Origin of the sequence: Phyllobacterium phragmitis, from assembly GCF_002980495.1 — a bacterium.
GTDB classification, from domain to species: Bacteria; Pseudomonadota; Alphaproteobacteria; order Rhizobiales; family Rhizobiaceae; genus Paramesorhizobium; species Paramesorhizobium phragmitis.
In genome coordinates this window covers 163,564-179,525 of the sequence record NZ_PVBR01000010.1, presented here as the reverse complement: position 1 = coordinate 179,525, position 15,962 = coordinate 163,564, and the positions used below count along the sequence as shown (strand labels likewise).

General features: G+C 59.8%; 15 protein-coding genes. 7 read left to right on the top strand and 8 right to left on the bottom strand.

The window, feature by feature from the left end; all coding sequences use genetic code 11:
* The first annotated feature begins 246 nt into the window (after window positions 1–246).
* Window positions 247–540 carry an ArsR/SmtB family transcription factor gene (locus C5748_RS15335; RefSeq protein ID WP_105742800.1) on the top strand — a complete coding sequence of 98 codons (294 nt, stop codon included), beginning with the start codon at window positions 247–249 and terminating at the stop codon, window positions 538–540.
* A gap of 25 nt (window positions 541–565) precedes the next feature.
* Window positions 566–1,681, top strand: coding sequence for an alkene reductase (locus C5748_RS15330; protein WP_105742817.1), 1,116 nt, complete (start codon window positions 566–568; stop codon window positions 1,679–1,681).
* A gap of 204 nt (window positions 1,682–1,885) precedes the next feature.
* On the opposite strand, the gene C5748_RS15325 is transcribed toward C5748_RS15330, so the two are convergent.
* The 5 genes from C5748_RS15325 to C5748_RS15305 form a co-directional block, all read right to left on the bottom strand.
* On the bottom strand, window positions 1,886–2,860 hold the full coding sequence (locus C5748_RS15325; protein ID WP_105742799.1) for a WD40 repeat domain-containing protein: 975 nt from the start codon (window positions 2,858–2,860) through the stop codon (window positions 1,886–1,888).
* Window positions 2,861–2,863: 3 nt separating this feature from the next.
* Entirely contained in the window at window positions 2,864–3,979 is a 1,116-nt protein-coding gene (locus C5748_RS15320; protein WP_105742798.1) for a CobW family GTP-binding protein, read from the bottom strand.
* A gap of 511 nt (window positions 3,980–4,490) precedes the next feature.
* Complete coding sequence (locus tag C5748_RS15315; protein ID WP_105742797.1) at window positions 4,491–5,801, bottom strand: O-antigen ligase family protein; 1,311 nt, start codon at window positions 5,799–5,801, stop codon at window positions 4,491–4,493.
* Between the two features lie 17 nt (window positions 5,802–5,818).
* Window positions 5,819–6,568 (bottom strand): creatininase family protein, encoded by a 750-nt coding sequence (locus C5748_RS15310; protein WP_105742796.1) that lies wholly within the window; start codon window positions 6,566–6,568, stop codon window positions 5,819–5,821.
* Window position 6,569: 1 nt separating this feature from the next.
* Window positions 6,570–7,907, bottom strand: coding sequence for an 8-oxoguanine deaminase (locus C5748_RS15305; protein ID WP_105742795.1), 1,338 nt, complete (start codon window positions 7,905–7,907; stop codon window positions 6,570–6,572).
* A 161-nt stretch (window positions 7,908–8,068) separates the two neighbouring features.
* On the opposite strand from C5748_RS15305, the gene C5748_RS15300 reads away from it, so the two are divergent.
* From C5748_RS15300 to C5748_RS15285, 4 genes are all read left to right on the top strand, one after another.
* A complete protein-coding gene (locus C5748_RS15300; RefSeq protein ID WP_105742794.1) occupies window positions 8,069–8,557 on the top strand; it encodes a MarR family winged helix-turn-helix transcriptional regulator in 489 nt (162 codons plus the stop codon).
* Between the two features lie 133 nt (window positions 8,558–8,690).
* Complete coding sequence (locus tag C5748_RS15295) at window positions 8,691–9,710, top strand: LacI family DNA-binding transcriptional regulator (protein ID WP_105742793.1); 1,020 nt, start codon at window positions 8,691–8,693, stop codon at window positions 9,708–9,710.
* 47 nt (window positions 9,711–9,757) lie between these two features.
* On the top strand, window positions 9,758–10,732 hold the full coding sequence (locus tag C5748_RS15290) for a 2-hydroxyacid dehydrogenase (protein WP_105742792.1): 975 nt from the start codon (window positions 9,758–9,760) through the stop codon (window positions 10,730–10,732).
* A gap of 93 nt (window positions 10,733–10,825) precedes the next feature.
* Window positions 10,826–11,287 carry an AprI/Inh family metalloprotease inhibitor gene (locus C5748_RS15285; RefSeq protein ID WP_146119530.1) on the top strand — a complete coding sequence of 154 codons (462 nt, stop codon included), beginning with the start codon at window positions 10,826–10,828 and terminating at the stop codon, window positions 11,285–11,287.
* 4 nt (window positions 11,288–11,291) lie between these two features.
* Here C5748_RS15285 and C5748_RS15280 read toward each other — a convergent pair whose 3' ends face one another.
* Window positions 11,292–12,071, bottom strand: a complete 780-nt coding sequence (locus tag C5748_RS15280) for a gamma-glutamyl-gamma-aminobutyrate hydrolase family protein (RefSeq protein ID WP_105742790.1) — start codon at window positions 12,069–12,071, stop codon at window positions 11,292–11,294.
* Window positions 12,072–12,328: 257 nt separating this feature from the next.
* Here C5748_RS15280 and C5748_RS15275 point away from each other — a divergent pair, with 257 nt between their 5' ends.
* On the top strand, window positions 12,329–13,435 hold the full coding sequence (locus C5748_RS15275; protein ID WP_105742789.1) for a TRAP transporter substrate-binding protein: 1,107 nt from the start codon (window positions 12,329–12,331) through the stop codon (window positions 13,433–13,435).
* A gap of 56 nt (window positions 13,436–13,491) precedes the next feature.
* Here the strand turns inward: C5748_RS15275 and C5748_RS15270 are convergent, their stop codons facing one another.
* On the bottom strand, window positions 13,492–15,276 hold the full coding sequence (locus C5748_RS15270; RefSeq protein WP_105742788.1) for a TRAP transporter large permease: 1,785 nt from the start codon (window positions 15,274–15,276) through the stop codon (window positions 13,492–13,494).
* On the bottom strand, window positions 15,269–15,850 hold the full coding sequence (locus C5748_RS15265) for a TRAP transporter small permease subunit (RefSeq protein WP_105742787.1): 582 nt from the start codon (window positions 15,848–15,850) through the stop codon (window positions 15,269–15,271). Before C5748_RS15265 ends, C5748_RS15270 begins: the two co-directional genes overlap by 8 nt.
* Window positions 15,851–15,962 lie beyond the last annotated feature (112 nt).

Genomic DNA, 15,962 nt, shown 5'->3' with positions numbered 1-15,962 from the left:
GCGGCGATATCCGCGCCATCTGGCGCTCGCTCAGCAGAAACAAATCACCCATCGCAGCCTCCTTCAATGGAGACTGTGAATCACACCGAAAACCGATCCGCAAGAAAATTAATAGGTCCTGAGCCTAGTTCTGACAAGCTCAGGGACACGCCGTGCTTTCCTTCACGGCAATGTGAGAACGGATGCCCTTCATATCGGGTTGGCGCGATATATATATCGAATGAACCCGATGAATGCAGATGAACCATGACACACCGCGATGAAATCCTCAAAGCGCTGGCGCACCCCGTCCGGCTCGACATGCTGAACTGGATGAAGGAGCCGGAGAAGCATTTCACCCAGGAGCATCCGTTCGAAATGGGCGTATGCGCCAGCGGGATCGAACGGCGTTGCGAGCTGTCGCAATCGGCGGTGTCGGCGCATCTGGCGACGCTTGCCCGCGCCGAACTCGTGACCACGCGCCGCGTCGGGCAATGGATATTCTACAAACGCAACGAGGAAACCATAGCGGCTTTTCTCGACTCGCTCTCCGACCTTTGAAGTTCTCCTCATGAAAGGCATATCGATGACCACACTGTTTGACCCGATCAAAGCCGGCGATCTCGCGCTTGCCAACCGCCTTGTCATGGCGCCGCTGACGCGCAACCGTTCGCCCAACGCCGTGCCGACCGATATGAGCGTCACCTATTACAAGCAGCGCGCGACGGCAGGGCTGCTCATCACCGAAGCTACGGCCATCACCCAGCAGGGGCAGGGCTATGCCGATGTGCCGGGCCTCTATGCACCCGAACAGCTGGCGGGCTGGAAAAAAGTGACCGACGCGGTTCATGCCGCTGATGGCAAAATCGTCGTGCAGCTCTGGCATGTCGGGCGCATTTCGCATGATTCATTGCAGCCCGGCGGGGACAAGCCGGTTGCGCCTTCCGCAATCCGTGCAAAGTCGAAGACCTATCTCATCGACGCCGAGGGCAATGGCTCGTTTACGGAGACATCGGAGCCGCGCGCTCTGGAGAAGAGCGAACTGCCCGGCATCGTCGAGGATTACGCCCAAGCGGCAAGAGCCGCTGTTGAAGAGGCCGGATTCGACGGGGTGGAGATCCATGCGGCCAATGGCTATCTGATCGACCAGTTCCTGCGCTCGGGCAGCAATCACCGCACCGACGAGTATGGCGGCTCGATCGAGAACCGCGCCCGCTTCCTGCTTGAGGTGGTCGATGCCATTGCGAGCAAGATCGGAGCGGGCCGCACCGGCATCCGCCTTTCGCCAGTCACACCTGCCAATGATGCATCCGATCCGGACCCGCAGCCGCTTTTCGACTATGTGGCCTATAAACTTGCGTCCTACGGTCTGGCTTATGTGCATGTGATCGAAGGGGCGACCGGCGGTCCGCGCGATTACAGCCAAGGCGACAAGCCTTTCGACTACGCGGCGTTCAAGGCGGCTTACCGCGATGCGGGCGGCACGGGCGCGTGGTTGGTCAACAATGGCTATGACAGGAAGCTGGCGGAAGAAGTGGTCGCGGAAGGCCGCGCCGATCTCGTCGCCTTCGGCAAGCCGTTCATCGCCAATCCGGATCTTGTGCGCCGGTTCAAGGAAGATGCGGAACTGAATACGCCTGATAACACGACGTTCTATGGCGGCGGGGCCAAGGGGTATATTGATTATCCAGCGTTGGTGTAGTTGGTTAGGGGAGTATGCGCCAAGCATGCTCCCCTTCACCCTCGTGGTTCGAGGCTCATTCCGCTTCGCTTCATTCGCACCTCACCATGAGGGTGAAGGGGCGTCGGCGCTCCAGTAGCCCTCATCCTGAGGTGCGTAGTGAAGCGAAGCGGAACGGAGCCTCGAAGGGCGAGGGCGCTTGGCTCTGTTTTAACCAAGCCCCTTCTAAACCGTAATATCCACCACGCCGCAATCGCCCGCCTGCGATCCGAATACCAGCCGGCGGGTGGTTTCGTCCCAGTCCATTGAGGTGATCGCGCCCTTGCCGGGGCGGCGGAGCAGCACTTCCTTCTGGTCGGCGAAGCGGATGACGAGGATCATGCCGTCGGAATAGCCCACCGCGACGATGTCCTCCGAGGGGTGACAGGCCACCGCGCTCACCATGGCGTCGGCGCGGAAGCCTAGTTCCATCGGCGCCTTGCCCATGGGGCCATCCTTGCCGGAGAACGGCCAGACGACCGCCGCAGGTGCGCCTGAGGTCGCGAGCCATTTGCCTTTGACGCTCCACGACCAGTCCTTGACCTTCCCGGGATAGCCGGTCATGCGCATATGGCGGTTGTCTTCGAGCCGCCAGCCATGCAAGGCGTTTTCCTGCATGGCGGTGACGAGGAAACGGCCATCGGGGGAAAACATCACGCCGGTATGCGCGCCTTTCCATTCAAGCTCCACCGGTTTGCTGTCGGTGGCCGCCCAGTGCAGCGTTACGCCATTGTAACGGGCGATGGCGAGCCGCATGCCTTTCGGAGCAAAGGCGACGCCCTCGACGCTGCGCGGATGCTGGAACTCTCTGACCTTGCCATCCGCTTCACGTACCCAGGCGTTGCGGCCCGAAGCGAAGGCGACGGCGCCCTGTGGTCCCGATGCGACTGAGGTCATCCATTTGCGCGGAACGGATGCCAGTTCCTCCGCTTCGCCGTCCGCTCCGGTGCGGCAGATGCGGCCATCCTCGCCGCCGGTCAGCAGTGATTTTCCATCGTTTTCGCGGGTGGCGCACAGAAGCCCGTCATGGGCTTCCGTGACCTTATGGCCATTGTCGAGGCGGTGGATGGTTCCATCGGCAAGCGCGTAGAAAGGGATGCCGGATATAAAGCGTGTGGAAACGCAATGGCCGGTCAGGTCAAGCGGGGCTACTGTCGGCATGTTTTATTTACAGTTCTCGAAGCCGGCTTTCAGGGCATCGTGGTCGAGTTCCCGCCCGATGAAGACGAGGCGGCTTTCTGGCTTTTCGCCGTCCTTCCAGGCGCGCTGGTGATCGCCCTCGATGATCATGTGGACGCCCTGCACGACATAGCGGTCCGCGTCGTTTTTGAAGGCGATGATGCCCTTGAGGCGCAAGATGTTCGGCCCTTGCTCCTGCGTGATCTTCTGGATCCAGGGGAAGAATTTTTCCGGATCGACTTCGCCGGAGCGCAGAGAAACCGAGGTGACGGTCACGTCATGGATGGGCGAGGCATGGTCATGATGATGGTGGCTATGCGCATGGTGATCGTGGTGATGATGATCGTGCCCATGGTCATGATGATGATCATGGTCGCAATCCGGGCCGCAGACATGATCGGGATGATCATGATCGAGGAAATGCGGATCGTTTTCCAGCGCGCGCTTCAGATCGAAGGCGCCGCGGTCGAGAACCCGGTCGAGCGGGATGTTGGCGCGCTCGGTACGGTGGATGACCGCATAGGGGTTGATGGCGCGGATCGTCGCCTCGACATCCGCCAGTTCCTCCGGCGTGACGAGATCGGTCTTGTTGAGGAGAACCACGTCGGCGAAGGCGATCTGGTCTTCCGCCTCGCGGCTGTCCTTCAGGCGCAGCGGCAAATGCTTGGCATCGACAAGGGCGACGACGGCATCCAGCACGGTCTTGGTGCGAACGTCGTCATCCATGAAAAACGTCTGGGCGACCGGCACCGGATCGGCAAGGCCGGTCGTCTCCACGATGATCGCATCGAAGCGGCCGGGGCGGCGCATCAGGCCCTCGACGACACGGATCAGATCGCCGCGCACCGTGCAGCAGATGCAGCCATTGTTCATCTCGTAGATTTCTTCATCCGACTCGACGATCAGATCATTGTCGATGCCGATCTCGCCGAACTCATTGACGATCACCGCATAGCGCTTGCCGTGATTCTCGGTGAGGATACGGTTCAAAAGCGTCGTCTTGCCGGAACCGAGATAGCCGGTGATGACGGTGACGGGGATCTGGGCGACCGCCTGCGTGGCGGTGTCGGCGGCGGATTGCGTTGTTTGGGCTTGGCTCATTCTCTTGGCCTCTTTGGCGTTGCGACGCCTGACTGGAAAATGCTCAGGATTGGAGAATTCATATAAGGGAAGGGCAGGGCGAATGCCATATGCAATGCTATAATATTACGCTCCCTCTCATCACATTCATGCCAGCCGCAGTGCCAGGATAGTTATAAAGATCTGCGGAAGAAGGCGCCGGCATGGTTCCTTAAAACCAGGCTACATGGACGCAGGGGACGAGTTTATCCCCCCTTGCTGGAATCCAGTTTGCATTGTTCGTGACCGACCTCATTCGAGGAAGATCATTAGAATTGATGTTTCAGAGGGAAACTCCATGCTGTTCTTCGATCATTCCAATCCGCGCAAGTCCAAAGATCCGTCTTGGTAGCGGCCATTTCGATGCCGCACTGGGGATTCCCACGGCCAGCATTATTGACTATGTGGGGAATCCCCGCGTCATTGGAACGACTGTTGATCGCGGTGCTTACGAACATGAACAATAAACGTCTTCGCAGCCGGGGGGCTTATCTCACCTGGCAGCTCGTTCGGATAGGATGGGCTCCTTCCCCCTGCCGGTCACTGGAAGCTTAATGGGCGCTTGATCGGTGACTTGACGCGTTCTTGCATGGAGGCTCAAGCCGAGCATCGCTCCCAAGAGTGCGAACCAGATCGGGCCTCGTCCCACGAAGAACGGGGACTCCAGATTGGCGTAGAGCATCATGAACAGCCAGATTCTGAGATAAAGCAGCGCCAAGTAAGGGTCGTTATCTGTCTTCTGGCTCTTATTGAAATCCCTTAAGGGGTTAAGATAGACCCACCAGAGGGTCAAAATCACGCCGATAAGGCCGCTCGACATCGCCACGTTGAGCAAGCCATTGTGAGCATGGCCGGCCTCGGCCGCCCATGTCTCCTGGAAAGCGCCCCGAAGATCGGATGTCGCCCAAAAGGCCTCAAAGCCGTAACCCATCAGAGGATGCTCCTGGAGCCGATTTATAGCGAAGCGCCAGATTTCCGTCCGGTTCGTGAAGGTGGTGGCCACCAAATCGCCGATGGGTTTGAAGATAACCGATCCGAGGGTCAGTAAATCCATCAGCGCAATGGGAACGAAGGCCAGCATCATCTGCAAAGGGAAGGATTTGACGCGCCGGATAAGGGCCGCCAGCAAAAACATGACGGCGAGGAGGCCAATCGAAGTCTTGTTGTTGGTATGAAAGAGAAAATTCAGTGAAAGGGCAGCGCAGACCCAATAGGCGATCCGGGCGAAGGGTTTTTCCGTCGTTCCGGCAAGATAGAGCCAATACAGGATCATAACCACCATGGCTGGGCCGGCGATATTCTTATGGACGAAATGGCCTCGCCAGGATCCGGCGGTGTTAAGCTCGGTAACATCGCTCATGTTGTGGATGGAAAGATCCGGCAGGAACATAACGCCGAAATAGGCAAGCCCCAGGACAAAGGCAGCCCCGTAGCATAATAGGCGGCGGAATTGCGCCGTATCCACGGGCGACAGGATCCAGGCGAACGTGATAATTGTTACCGCGAGGTTGAGGATGTAGCGGCGAATGGACAGATCAGGATGATTGGAAGTGATGACTGTAAAAAACTGCCACAGGAGCACACAAATCATCGCTGCTGAAATAGTCGAAAGCGCAACCCTTCCATTTTGCCAAAATATCCCGATCGACATCGCAAGCAGCAGCAGGACCGCGATCTGGTGATTGACGTTTCCGCCTTCCTGAGCAAGCAGCACATCACGATTGCCGAGATCGATGAAGGGGATAGTCGTCACCCAGAACAGAGCGAAGACCGCGAGGAAAAAGAAGCTTCGGCTGAGGCGCATTCCGTTTGCCTATCTAATCAAGAATTGTCTTGGAAAAGAGCTAAGTCGAAGCGGTCGACATCGCGCAAGAGATCGATGAATTCCGCCACCGCATGGGCGATCAGCTTTTCGCCAGCTTCGGCGCTGGCGCGGGCGGCGTTGCCCGCCACGCCATCGGGGTTGAGGTCGCGCATTTTCCAGCCGAAGGCGTGTGGGCCATAGGCGCGCAGATAGCGGAAATCTCTGGCGAATTGGCTCTGCGCATTGGGGAAATCACGGGCTTTTTCCATGGTGAGCAGATCCGGCCTGAGCGCCAGCATCACCGAGGTCTCGATGAAGCCGCCATGGATATCGAGGGCTTTTTCTTGCGGATCGATCAAACCTTCGGGCAGGCCGAAGCGGGTCCAACTGGTGGCGACGGCGAGCATGTTTAGGCGGACGCGCAGTTCGGTCGCGACGATGGTCATCAGCGGGGAATTGCCGCCATGGGCGTTGAAGAGCACGAATTTTCGGGTGCCCGTCGCATGGAGATTTTCGCCGATGCCGATCCAGTGGTTCACGGCTTCGGCGAAAGCCAGCGTTCTGGTGCCGGGTACATCCATGTGCTCGATGGAGTAGCCGATTGGTTCGGCGGGCAGAAACTGGACATCGAGACCGGGAGGGAGGGCTGCGGCGGTTCGCGCAGCAATGCCATTGGCGATGATGGTATCGGTCTCGAAGGGCAGATGCGGCCCATGCTGTTCATGGGCGCCAAGCGGCAGGACGACGATCGTTTTACTGTCGGTCATCTCACACGGCCTCCGCAAAGAGTTTGGCGATTGCGCCATGCTCATGGCGAAGCTTTGCCACGTCGATGCCGGCGGGCATCCCGTCCTCGACCGTCCATCTACCCTTGATCATCACCCGGTCGGCACGATGCGCGCCGCACAACACCAGGGCGGCCAACGGATCGCCCGCACCGGAGAAGCGCAACTCGTCGAGGGTGAAGAGCGCGAGATCGGCCTGCATGTCGATGGCGATCCGGCCGATATCGCTGCGCCCGAGGCAACTGGCCGAGCCTTCCGTCGCCCAGCGCAGGACATCATGGTGGGTGACGGCGGCAGCACCATAGCGCAACCGGTTGGCGAGCAGAGCCTGGCGCACTCCCTCCATCATGTTGGAATTGTCGTTGGAGGCGGAACCATCGACGCCGAGCCCGACCGTGACGCCCGCCGCTTCCAGTTCCAGTGTTCGGCACTGGCCGGAGGCGAGCAGCATGTTCGATGCCGGACAATGGGCGACGCCGACACCGGCCTTGCCCAGGCGGTTCATCTCGCCATCGTCGAAATGGATGCCGTGCGCCAGCCAGACATTGTCCGCCAGCCAGCCGACATCTTCGAGATAATCGACGGGACGACAGCCGAAGGTCGCGCGGCAGAACGCGTCCTCATCATTCGTTTCGGAGAGATGGGTGTGCAGCCGGCAGCCGCAACGCTTGGCGAGTTCCGCCGTTCCGGCCATCAATTCCCTGGTCACCGAGAATGGCGAGCAGGGGGCAAGCGCCACCTGCAGCATCGCCCCTTCCGACGGGTCATGATATCTGGCGATGACGCGCTCGCAATCGGCAAGGATCGTGTCGGCATCCTGCACGACGCTGTCGGGCGGCAGGCCGCCATCCTTGACGGAAAGGTTCATCGCGCCGCGATTGAGCGTCATGCGCATGCCGAGGGCAAGCGCTTCCTCCGCCTGGATGTCCAGCGCATGCTCAAGTCCGCGCGGGAAAACATATTGGTGGTCGGAGGCGGTGGTGCAGCCTGACATCATCAGCTCGGTCAGGGCGAGGCGCGTGGCAAGCCGGAGCGATTCCGGCGTCAGCTTTGCCCATATGGGATAGAGCGCCTTCAGCCATGGGAAAAGCTCCTTGTTGATGGCTGCGGGGTTGGCGCGGGTCAGCGTCTGGTAGAAATGGTGATGGGTGTTGATGAGGCCGGGAAGCACGACATGGCGGCTGGCATCGAAGATCCGGTCATGGCTTTTCGGCCTGTCGCCGCTTGCCACCAATTCGACGATCCTGCCGTCTTCGACGACGATGCCGCCGCCGGCCGACTGCGCCATGATGGCGAGGGGATCGCGTATCCAGAGTCGCATGTTATTCTCCCGTCACATTCCTAAGCCAGCGTAGCGAAGCAGGCATGGGGCGGCAAGGACACAGCCAAAACTTGTCCGGAAGTATTTGCCCTGAGGGGAAAGCCGACTTATGATCCGACGAAGCTCAGCTTCGTGGAGTCTGGCTTATAGGGGGAGATCGCATGACCAAGGAACGGAAACCGGCCATCTTGTACCGGCTGCAATCGGCCGCAAGATTGGGGCGTACTTCGCTCGCGACGAGGCTCTTGGAACATGGGCTTTACGCCGGACAAGATGCCATCATGCTACAGCTGGCCGCGGAAGACGGGCTGCCTCCGGGTATTCTGGCGCAGCGTCTGGGCGTGCGTCCTCCGACTGTGACCAAGACCATTGCCCGCCTTCAATCGCAGGGCTTCGTCACCAAACAGGCGTCGGAGAAGGATCAGCGGCAGGCGCATGTCTTTCTCACGGAGAGCGGGCGCGATGTCATCAAGACCATCGAGAAGTCCATCCGCAAGACGGAAAAGGAAGCGTTGCGCGGGCTGGACAAGAAGGAACGCAAGACGTTTCTGAAATTGCTTAACCGGCTTGAAATCAATCTGTCGGCACGCGAACTCGCCCGTCATGCGGATGGTGCCGATGAGACCGCGGACGAAGAGGATGTGGCATAGAGCCGTTTGCTGTTCTCCCGGTTTTCGCCACAGCAAAAAACCTTTCATTTCCCCGACCGGGGTGGCATAAATCCCGCATAATAATTCAATCGATTTGTTTTGAAATCGGTTCAGGAAAGGTCCGGAAGGCGCGTTGGCCCAGAAGATCAAGCTTTCGACCATAGCGGATGCGCTGGGTGTTTCGACCGCAACAGTTTCGCTGGCTCTGCGCGACAGTCCTCTGGTGGCCGACCAGACCCGGGACAAGATCAAGGAACATGCCCGCGCCATAGGCTATATCTATAATCGCCGTGCGGCCAGTTTGAGGACATCGCGCTCGGGCATTGTCGGTGTCGTCGTGCACGATATCATGAACCCGTTCTTCGCCGAGATCCTGCGGTCGATCGAATCGGAACTCGACCGGTCGCGGCAGACCTTCATCCTGTCGAACCATTACGATCAGCTCGAAAAACAGCGCACCTTCATCGACACGCTTCTGCAGTTGGGCGCGGATGGCGTGATCATGTCGCCTGCCATCGGCACGCCCGCCGCCGATATCCAGCTTGCCGAGGATAACGGGCTTCCGGTGGTGCTGATCGCGCGTACCGTCGAGGAGGCCAATGTCCCGGTTTTTCGCGGCGACGATTCCTATGGCATCGGGCTTGCCACCAATCATCTGATTTCGCTCGGACACACGCGGATCGCCATGATCGGCGGTACCGACCAGACCTCGACCGGTCGCGACCGGTATCATGGCTATGTCGTGGCGATGGAAAAGGCCGGACTGCCTGTCAGCCCGGAATGGCGGATTCCGGGACCGCGCACCAAGCAGGGCGGCTTCGAGGTCGCACCGCAATTCCTGGCGCTGATCGACAAGCCGACGGCTGCTGTCTGCTGGAACGACCTGACCGCCATCGGCCTGATGAACGGGATCGCAAGGGCGGGGCTGGTGCCAGGCGAGGATATCTCGGTGACCGGATATGACGATCTCGAGGAAGCGGCGATCGCCACCCCGGCGCTGACCACCGTATGGAACGGCCAGCGCGAGGTAGGCCTGCGGGCGGCGCGCGCGCTGCTCGATCAATTGAACGGCGTGGGCGCACCGCCGCGCCAGGAACTCATCAAGCCGGAACTGCGCATCCGGCAATCGACAGCCAAGCCGAAAAGCCGGTAAAACTGAATACCAACTGGATTCTTAAAGTCAGGGAGGATTGAACAATCATGACCGGAACGCATGAAACGACGATACTCGTAGTCGGTGCACTTCATCCTCACGCTGTCGACGGCATCGGCAAAGCGTTCAGGATCGAGACACTGGACAAGGGCGATCCGGCGCTGGTCACGCCCGAGCTTGCGGCACGGGTGCGCGGCGTTGCCGCCAGTGCCGTGATCGACGGTCCGTTCATAGACGCGCTGCCCAATCTGGAGATCATCGCCAATTTCGGCGTCGGCTACGACAAGGTGGATGCGGTTTTTGCCGAATCCGCCAGCGTAATGGTCACCAACACGCCCGATGTTTTGACCGAGGAAGTCGCCGACACGGCATTGGGCCTGCTGCTCGATACGGTGAGGGAATTGCCCCAGGCGCAGGCATGGCTGCGGGCGGGCAAGTGGGAGAGCCAGGGCAATTATCCGCTGACGAAACTGTCGCTGCGCGGCCGCGGCATCGGCATTTTCGGGCTCGGGCGGATCGGCAAGGCCATTGGTCGGCGGATCGAGGCGTTCGGCCTGCCGGTCGCCTATCACAACCGTAACAAAGTCGATGGCGTGGCTTATGATTATTATCCCACTCTTTTGGCTCTGGCCGAGGCGGTCGACACGCTTATCGCGGTTGCGCCGGGAGGCGCCGGAACGGAGAAATCCATCGATGCGGACGTGCTCCGGGCGCTTGGCCCCGATGGGGTTCTCATCAATATCGGGCGCGGCAGCGTCGTCGACGAGGATGCGCTGATCAAGGCGCTCGGCAACGGCACAATTGCCGCCGCCGGCCTCGATGTCTTCGCCGATGAGCCGCATGTGCCGCAGGCGCTGATCGATCTGCCGAATGCCACGCTTCTGCCGCATGTCGGTTCCGCCTCGCAGGCGACGCGCCGCGCGATGGCCAATCTCGTGGTGGATAATCTCGTCGCCTGGTTCAGGGATGGTGCTCCGCTGACGCCGGTGCGGGAGACGATCAACGTCAAGCGCCGTATTTGAGCAAATTCTTAACGCAGCGTTTACCACGTCTGTTTACCATCTCTTATGAAGTCGCCATTCCCGATCCGGCGAAGAAAGAGATGGGTGAAGGCAATGATGTATCGCAATGTTGCATTAGGCGGTGTGGCCATCGTGCTTCTTCTTGCTGGCGTTGCCCGGTCCGGCTTGTTTTCTTCACACGAGGGCGCTGCCGAGATGGGTGTCGATCGGCTGACGACTGCGGCGATTGCGCCGCAGGAGACGCAGCGTGCATCGCTTAACCCCGAAACGTTCGTGCTTGCTTCAGCGGGCGAGGAAAGAATTTGCGTCGCTCATGCGGAAAAACGTGCTGCCGGCCGAAGCGGCGCGCTCAGCGTCGAAGCCGATTGCCTTGCAGTCTATCCTCAACTCCTGCAAGCGGTGGTGTGGCAGCGCCAGGATGATGGCAGCATCGTCTTCGCCGACCGGCAGGGCCGCACGGTGATAGAGTTCGCCGAAGGCGACGGCCTGCAGTATGAATCGATCGAACCCGGCGAGGCGCCGGTGTCAATGTCGGCGCTCGGCGCGGCGAACTAGCTCTTTATTCGGCGGCGGCCAGACAGTCGCGTGCCGCCCTATGGGCGCGCGCAGCGTCACCGAAAGCCGCAAAGACCTTGCGCGACGGGCTGTCTGTGCGAACCCAATATTCCGGATGCCACTGGACGCCGACGGCAAAGCCCTTTGCATCCTTCACCGACACGGCTTCAATCGTGCCGTCTTCAGCCGTCGCTTCGATTTCGAGGCGCGGTGCGGGCCTGTCGATCGCCTGCCGATGCACCGAATTCACCTGAATACTGTCCGCCTCCATGATGGAAGCAAGGCATGAGCCGGGCTTTATGCGCACCGGATGGCGGATGGCAAAGCGTTCCGCCTGGTCGTCCGATTGCGGTGCGCGGTGGTCGATGCGGTCGGCCAGTTCCTGGATTTCAGTGGCCAACGTTCCGCCGAGCGCGACATTGAGTTCCTGGATGCCGCGGCAGATCGCCAGAAGCGGTACGCCCAATTCGATGGCGCGGCGGATGAGCGGCAGCGACGTTGCATCGCGCGCGGGGTCGAAAGGCTCGTGCGCTTCGGTCGGTTCCGCGCCATAGAGCAAGGGATGCACATTCGATTTCGATCCTGTCACGAGCACGCCGTCAACGGACCTGAGAATGGCATCGAGGTCGAGCGCGGCGCCATAGGATGGCACGATCAGCGGCGTGACCTCGGCACCTTCGATGGCGGCCGTGAGATATTGTTCCGGCACGGCGTGCCAGGTGTAGTTTTCAAAAGAACGCACATCGGAGGTGACGGCGACGAGGGGTCTCGATGAGTTTGACATGACCGGCTTTTTCCGAAACCTGCCCGCAGGCAGACCATTGTTCCACTTCGCTTAACTTAAGCTGTCAGCGGCATTTTTCCAATGGGGAGCGCGTCGCTGGACGATGAGGCTGTCCAGCACGAAAGTATGATATCGCGCCAAGCGAATGTGGACAGCGTGATGCGAGCATGTATGTTAAGCCGCGATGGCCGGAGGGGGCATGAAATCGCTCATGTCCGGCATCGGTAATTCGCATCGGGATAATTGGGAGGAAGTATATGGATCGTCGTTCGTTCATCAGGAATGCCGGCTTTATCGGCGCAGGCGCGGCCGCAGCGTCGACATTGGCCGCACCGGCCATCGCGCAGTCAAATCCGAAAATCACCTGGCGCTGCACGTCATCGTTTCCGAAATCGCTCGACACGATCTATGGCGGGGCTGAGGTTTTTGCCAAGCATGTGTCCGAAGCCACGGACGGCAATTTCCAGATCCAGGTTTTCGCCGCCGGTGAAATCGTTCCCGGCCTGCAGGCGGCCGATGCCGCGGCTGCCGGTACGGTCGAGCTTTGTCATACCGTCGCCTATTATTACTGGGGCAAGGATCCCACATGGGCACTTGCCTCCGACGTTCCTTTTTCGCTGAACGCGCGAGGCCGCAACGCCTGGCAGTATCATGGCGGCGGCATCGATATGATGAACGAGTTCTTCCATAAGCAGGGCCTGCATGCGCTGCCGGCAGGCAATACCGGTGTGCAGATGGGCGGTTGGTTCCGCAAGGAGATCAACACGGTTGCCGATATGAAGGGGCTCAAGATGCGTATCGGCGGTTTCGCCGGCAAGGTTGTCGAAAAGCTCGGCGTCGTGCCGCAGCAGCTCGCCGGTGGCGATGTCTATCCGGCATTGGAAAAGGGCACCATCGATGCCGCCGAATGGGTCGGTCCTTACGACGATGAAAAGCTCGGCTTCCAGAAAGTCGCGCCCTATTATTATTATCCCGGCTGGTGGGAAGGCGGTCCGACGGTCCATCTCATGTTCAACAAGGCCAAGTATGACGCGTTGCCGGAGAACTATAAATCGCTGGTGCGGACGGCCGCGCAAGCGACCGATGCGGACATGCTCCAGAAATATGATTATCTCAATCCGGGCGCCATCAAGCGGCTGGTGGCATCGGGCGCGAAGTTGCGTCCCTTCAGTCAGGAGATTCTCGGAGCCTGCTTCGACGCGGCCAACGAGGTTTATGACGAGATCATGGCCGATAATGCCGAGTTCAAGAAGGTATGGGAATCGGTCAAGGCCTTCCGGGATCAATATTTCCTCTATGAGCAGATCTCGGAATATAATTTCGACACGTTCATGATGGTGCAGCAGCGCAACAAAAAGCTTTAAGCTGGTTTGTTTTTAAAAGCCCCGATGCGGCATCGCATCGGGGCTTTTTTGTGCCTTCAATCGAATTGCGGCGGCTGGTTCAGATCCGGCTGCGCGGGATTGGCAGGCTGTGACGGAGCAGGAGGCTGCGTATCGGGCGCGCCGAGCGGGGGGAGGCCGAGGCCGTTGCCCGAACTGCCGCCATTCTGGTCGTCCATCGGCGGCAGACCCAGCCCGCCTCCGCCGAAGGTAGGCATTTCAGGCATCTGGATATCAATCGAATTCGGATCGACCACCGGACCCTTATAATGCATGACCATCTGCGGAAACATGATGGTCAGCGTAATCATGACGATCTGAATGACGACGAAGGGTACGGCTCCCCAATAGATCTGGCTCGTCTTGACGGGTTCGATCTTTTTGCCGGTGATCTTGTCGAGATAAGGCACCCTGGCGGCGACCGACCTGAGGTAGAACAGCGCGAAGCCGAAGGGCGGATGCATGAAGCTCGTCTGCATGTTGATGCCGAGAAGCACGCCGAACCAGATGAGATCGATGCCGAGTTTGTCGGCGACCGGCGCCAGAAGCGGCACGATGATGAAGGCGAGCTCGAAGAAATCGAGGAAGAACGCCAGGATGAAGACGAGAATGTTGACGGCGATCAGGAAGCCGACCTCGCCGCCGGGCAGCGATACCAGGAGATGCTCGACCCATAAATGGCCGTTGACGCCGTAGAAGGTCAGCGAAAAGACGCGCGCGCCGAGCAGGATGAACATGACGAAAGCGGAAAGCCGCGTCGTCGAGGCAAGCGCCTGGTTCATCACGCTCATGTTGAGGCGGCGCTTCGATGCGGCCATCAGCAGCGCGCCGACCGCGCCCATGGCGCCGCCCTCGGTCGGCGTGGCGATGCCGAGGAAGATGGTGCCGAGCACCAGGAAAATCAGCGCCAGCGGCGGGATCAGCACGATGACGACCTGCTGTGCAAGCCGCGACATCAGGCCAAGCTCCAGATTCCTGTCTATGAGCGTAGCCACATAGACGGTGACGATGCCGATGGTCGCGGCCCAAACGCCGGCATTGGCTATGCCGTGCCCCATGAGCAGCATATAGGCGCCATAGACGATGGCGCCGGTCACGACGGATGCGGCGAACAGCGATGTGACGCCTGATCCGAGCGTGCGCGCCTCTTTCGGCAGAGCAGGCATCGTTTTGGGAAAGAAGACAGACATCAGAAGGACATAGCCGAGATAAAGTCCGGTGAGCACCATGCCGGGGATCAGCGCACCCCGATACATGTCTCCAACCGAGCGCCCGAGCTGGTCGGCGAGGATGATCAGCACCAGCGAGGGCGGTATGATCTGCGCCAGCGTGCCCGATGCGGCGATGACGCCGGTGGCGACGCGCCGGTCATAACCGTAGCGCAGCATGATCGGCAGCGAGATCAGTCCCATGGCGATGACCGAGGCGGCGACGACGCCTGTCGTGGCGGCCAGCAACGCACCGACGATGATCACCGCATAAGCGAGCCCGCCGCGGATGGGGCCGAACAATTGCCCAACGGTATCGAGCAGATCTTCGGCCATGCCGGATCGTTCGAGGATGATGCCCATGAAGGTGAAGAAGGGGATGGCCAATAGCGTGTCATTGGACATCGTCCCCCAGAAGCGCTCGGGCAAGGCGTAGAGGAGCGGCCATGACAGCGTGACCGAGCCGTTCGAAAACGGGGCCAGTTCGACGCCGATGCAAAAGAACAGCAGGCCATTGGCGGCAAGCGCGAAGGCGACGGGATAGCCGATCAGGAGGAAGACCACCAGCGAAGCGAACATGATCGGCGCAAGGTTCTGCGCAATGAATTCAATCATTGCGGTTCTCCGCAATCGCGACTTCCTGTTCGACGATTGCTTCCTTGGTCTGATGCGGAGTGGGGTCGTCGATGAGGCCACGCATGATGGCGATCTTCTTGATGATCTCGGAGATGCCTTGGAGCCCGAGCAGCAGGAAGCCGATGAGGAGAAGCGATTTCGCCGGCCAGAGGATGAGCCCGCCGGCGCTCGATGACATCTCGCCTGAGCGGTAGGAGAGGCTGACATAGGGAATGAAGTAGACGATCATCAGGATGACGAAGGGCATCAGGAAGAAGATATGGCCGAAAAGGTCGACCCAGTGCTGGGTGCGGCGCTTGAGGCTGCCGTAGAGGATATCGATGCGGATATGCTCGTTCTGCTGCAGCGTATAGGCGGCGGCGAGCATGAAGGCCGCGCCGAACAGATACCATTGCAGTTCCAGCCAGGCGTTGGAGGATACATTGAACGCCTTGCGCACCACGGCGTTGGTGGCGCTAACGACAACGGCCAGGAAAATCAGCCAAGCGACCTTTTTGCCAACGAATTCATTGACGCGGTCGATCAGCCCAGACAGGCCGAGCAGAAGTGTCATTGATTTCCTCCCCAAGAACTCCACCCGACGGATATGCGGCGCTTTCCCTTATAGGCTTGGCCAGCCCGATGATCTTCCTGTCATCGTTCGACCGCCAACGTCTCGTCGATCC

What these genes read in the sequence shown, in the direction of transcription:
- C5748_RS15330 (WP_105742817.1), top strand. Translation starts at nt 566, where the DNA reads ATGACCACACTGTTTGACCCGATCAAAGCCGGCGATCTCGCGCTTGCC.
- C5748_RS15320 (WP_105742798.1), bottom strand. Translation starts at nt 3,979, where the DNA reads ATGAGCCAAGCCCAAACAACGCAATCCGCCGCCGACACCGCCACGCAG.
- C5748_RS15315 (WP_105742797.1), bottom strand. Translation starts at nt 5,801, where the DNA reads ATGCGCCTCAGCCGAAGCTTCTTTTTCCTCGCGGTCTTCGCTCTGTTC.
- C5748_RS15290 (WP_105742792.1), top strand. Translation starts at nt 9,758, where the DNA reads ATGACCGGAACGCATGAAACGACGATACTCGTAGTCGGTGCACTTCAT.
- C5748_RS15310 (WP_105742796.1), bottom strand. Translation starts at nt 6,568, where the DNA reads ATGACCGACAGTAAAACGATCGTCGTCCTGCCGCTTGGCGCCCATGAA.
- C5748_RS15275 (WP_105742789.1), top strand. Translation starts at nt 12,329, where the DNA reads ATGGATCGTCGTTCGTTCATCAGGAATGCCGGCTTTATCGGCGCAGGC.
- C5748_RS15285 (WP_146119530.1), top strand. Translation starts at nt 10,826, where the DNA reads ATGATGTATCGCAATGTTGCATTAGGCGGTGTGGCCATCGTGCTTCTT.
- C5748_RS15300 (WP_105742794.1), top strand. Translation starts at nt 8,069, where the DNA reads ATGACCAAGGAACGGAAACCGGCCATCTTGTACCGGCTGCAATCGGCC.
- C5748_RS15325 (WP_105742799.1), bottom strand. Translation starts at nt 2,860, where the DNA reads ATGCCGACAGTAGCCCCGCTTGACCTGACCGGCCATTGCGTTTCCACA.
- C5748_RS15305 (WP_105742795.1), bottom strand. Translation starts at nt 7,907, where the DNA reads ATGCGACTCTGGATACGCGATCCCCTCGCCATCATGGCGCAGTCGGCC.
- C5748_RS15270 (WP_105742788.1), bottom strand. Translation starts at nt 15,276, where the DNA reads ATGATTGAATTCATTGCGCAGAACCTTGCGCCGATCATGTTCGCTTCG.
- C5748_RS15280 (WP_105742790.1), bottom strand. Translation starts at nt 12,071, where the DNA reads ATGTCAAACTCATCGAGACCCCTCGTCGCCGTCACCTCCGATGTGCGT.
- C5748_RS15265 (WP_105742787.1), bottom strand. Translation starts at nt 15,850, where the DNA reads ATGACACTTCTGCTCGGCCTGTCTGGGCTGATCGACCGCGTCAATGAA.
- C5748_RS15335 (WP_105742800.1), top strand. Translation starts at nt 247, where the DNA reads ATGACACACCGCGATGAAATCCTCAAAGCGCTGGCGCACCCCGTCCGG.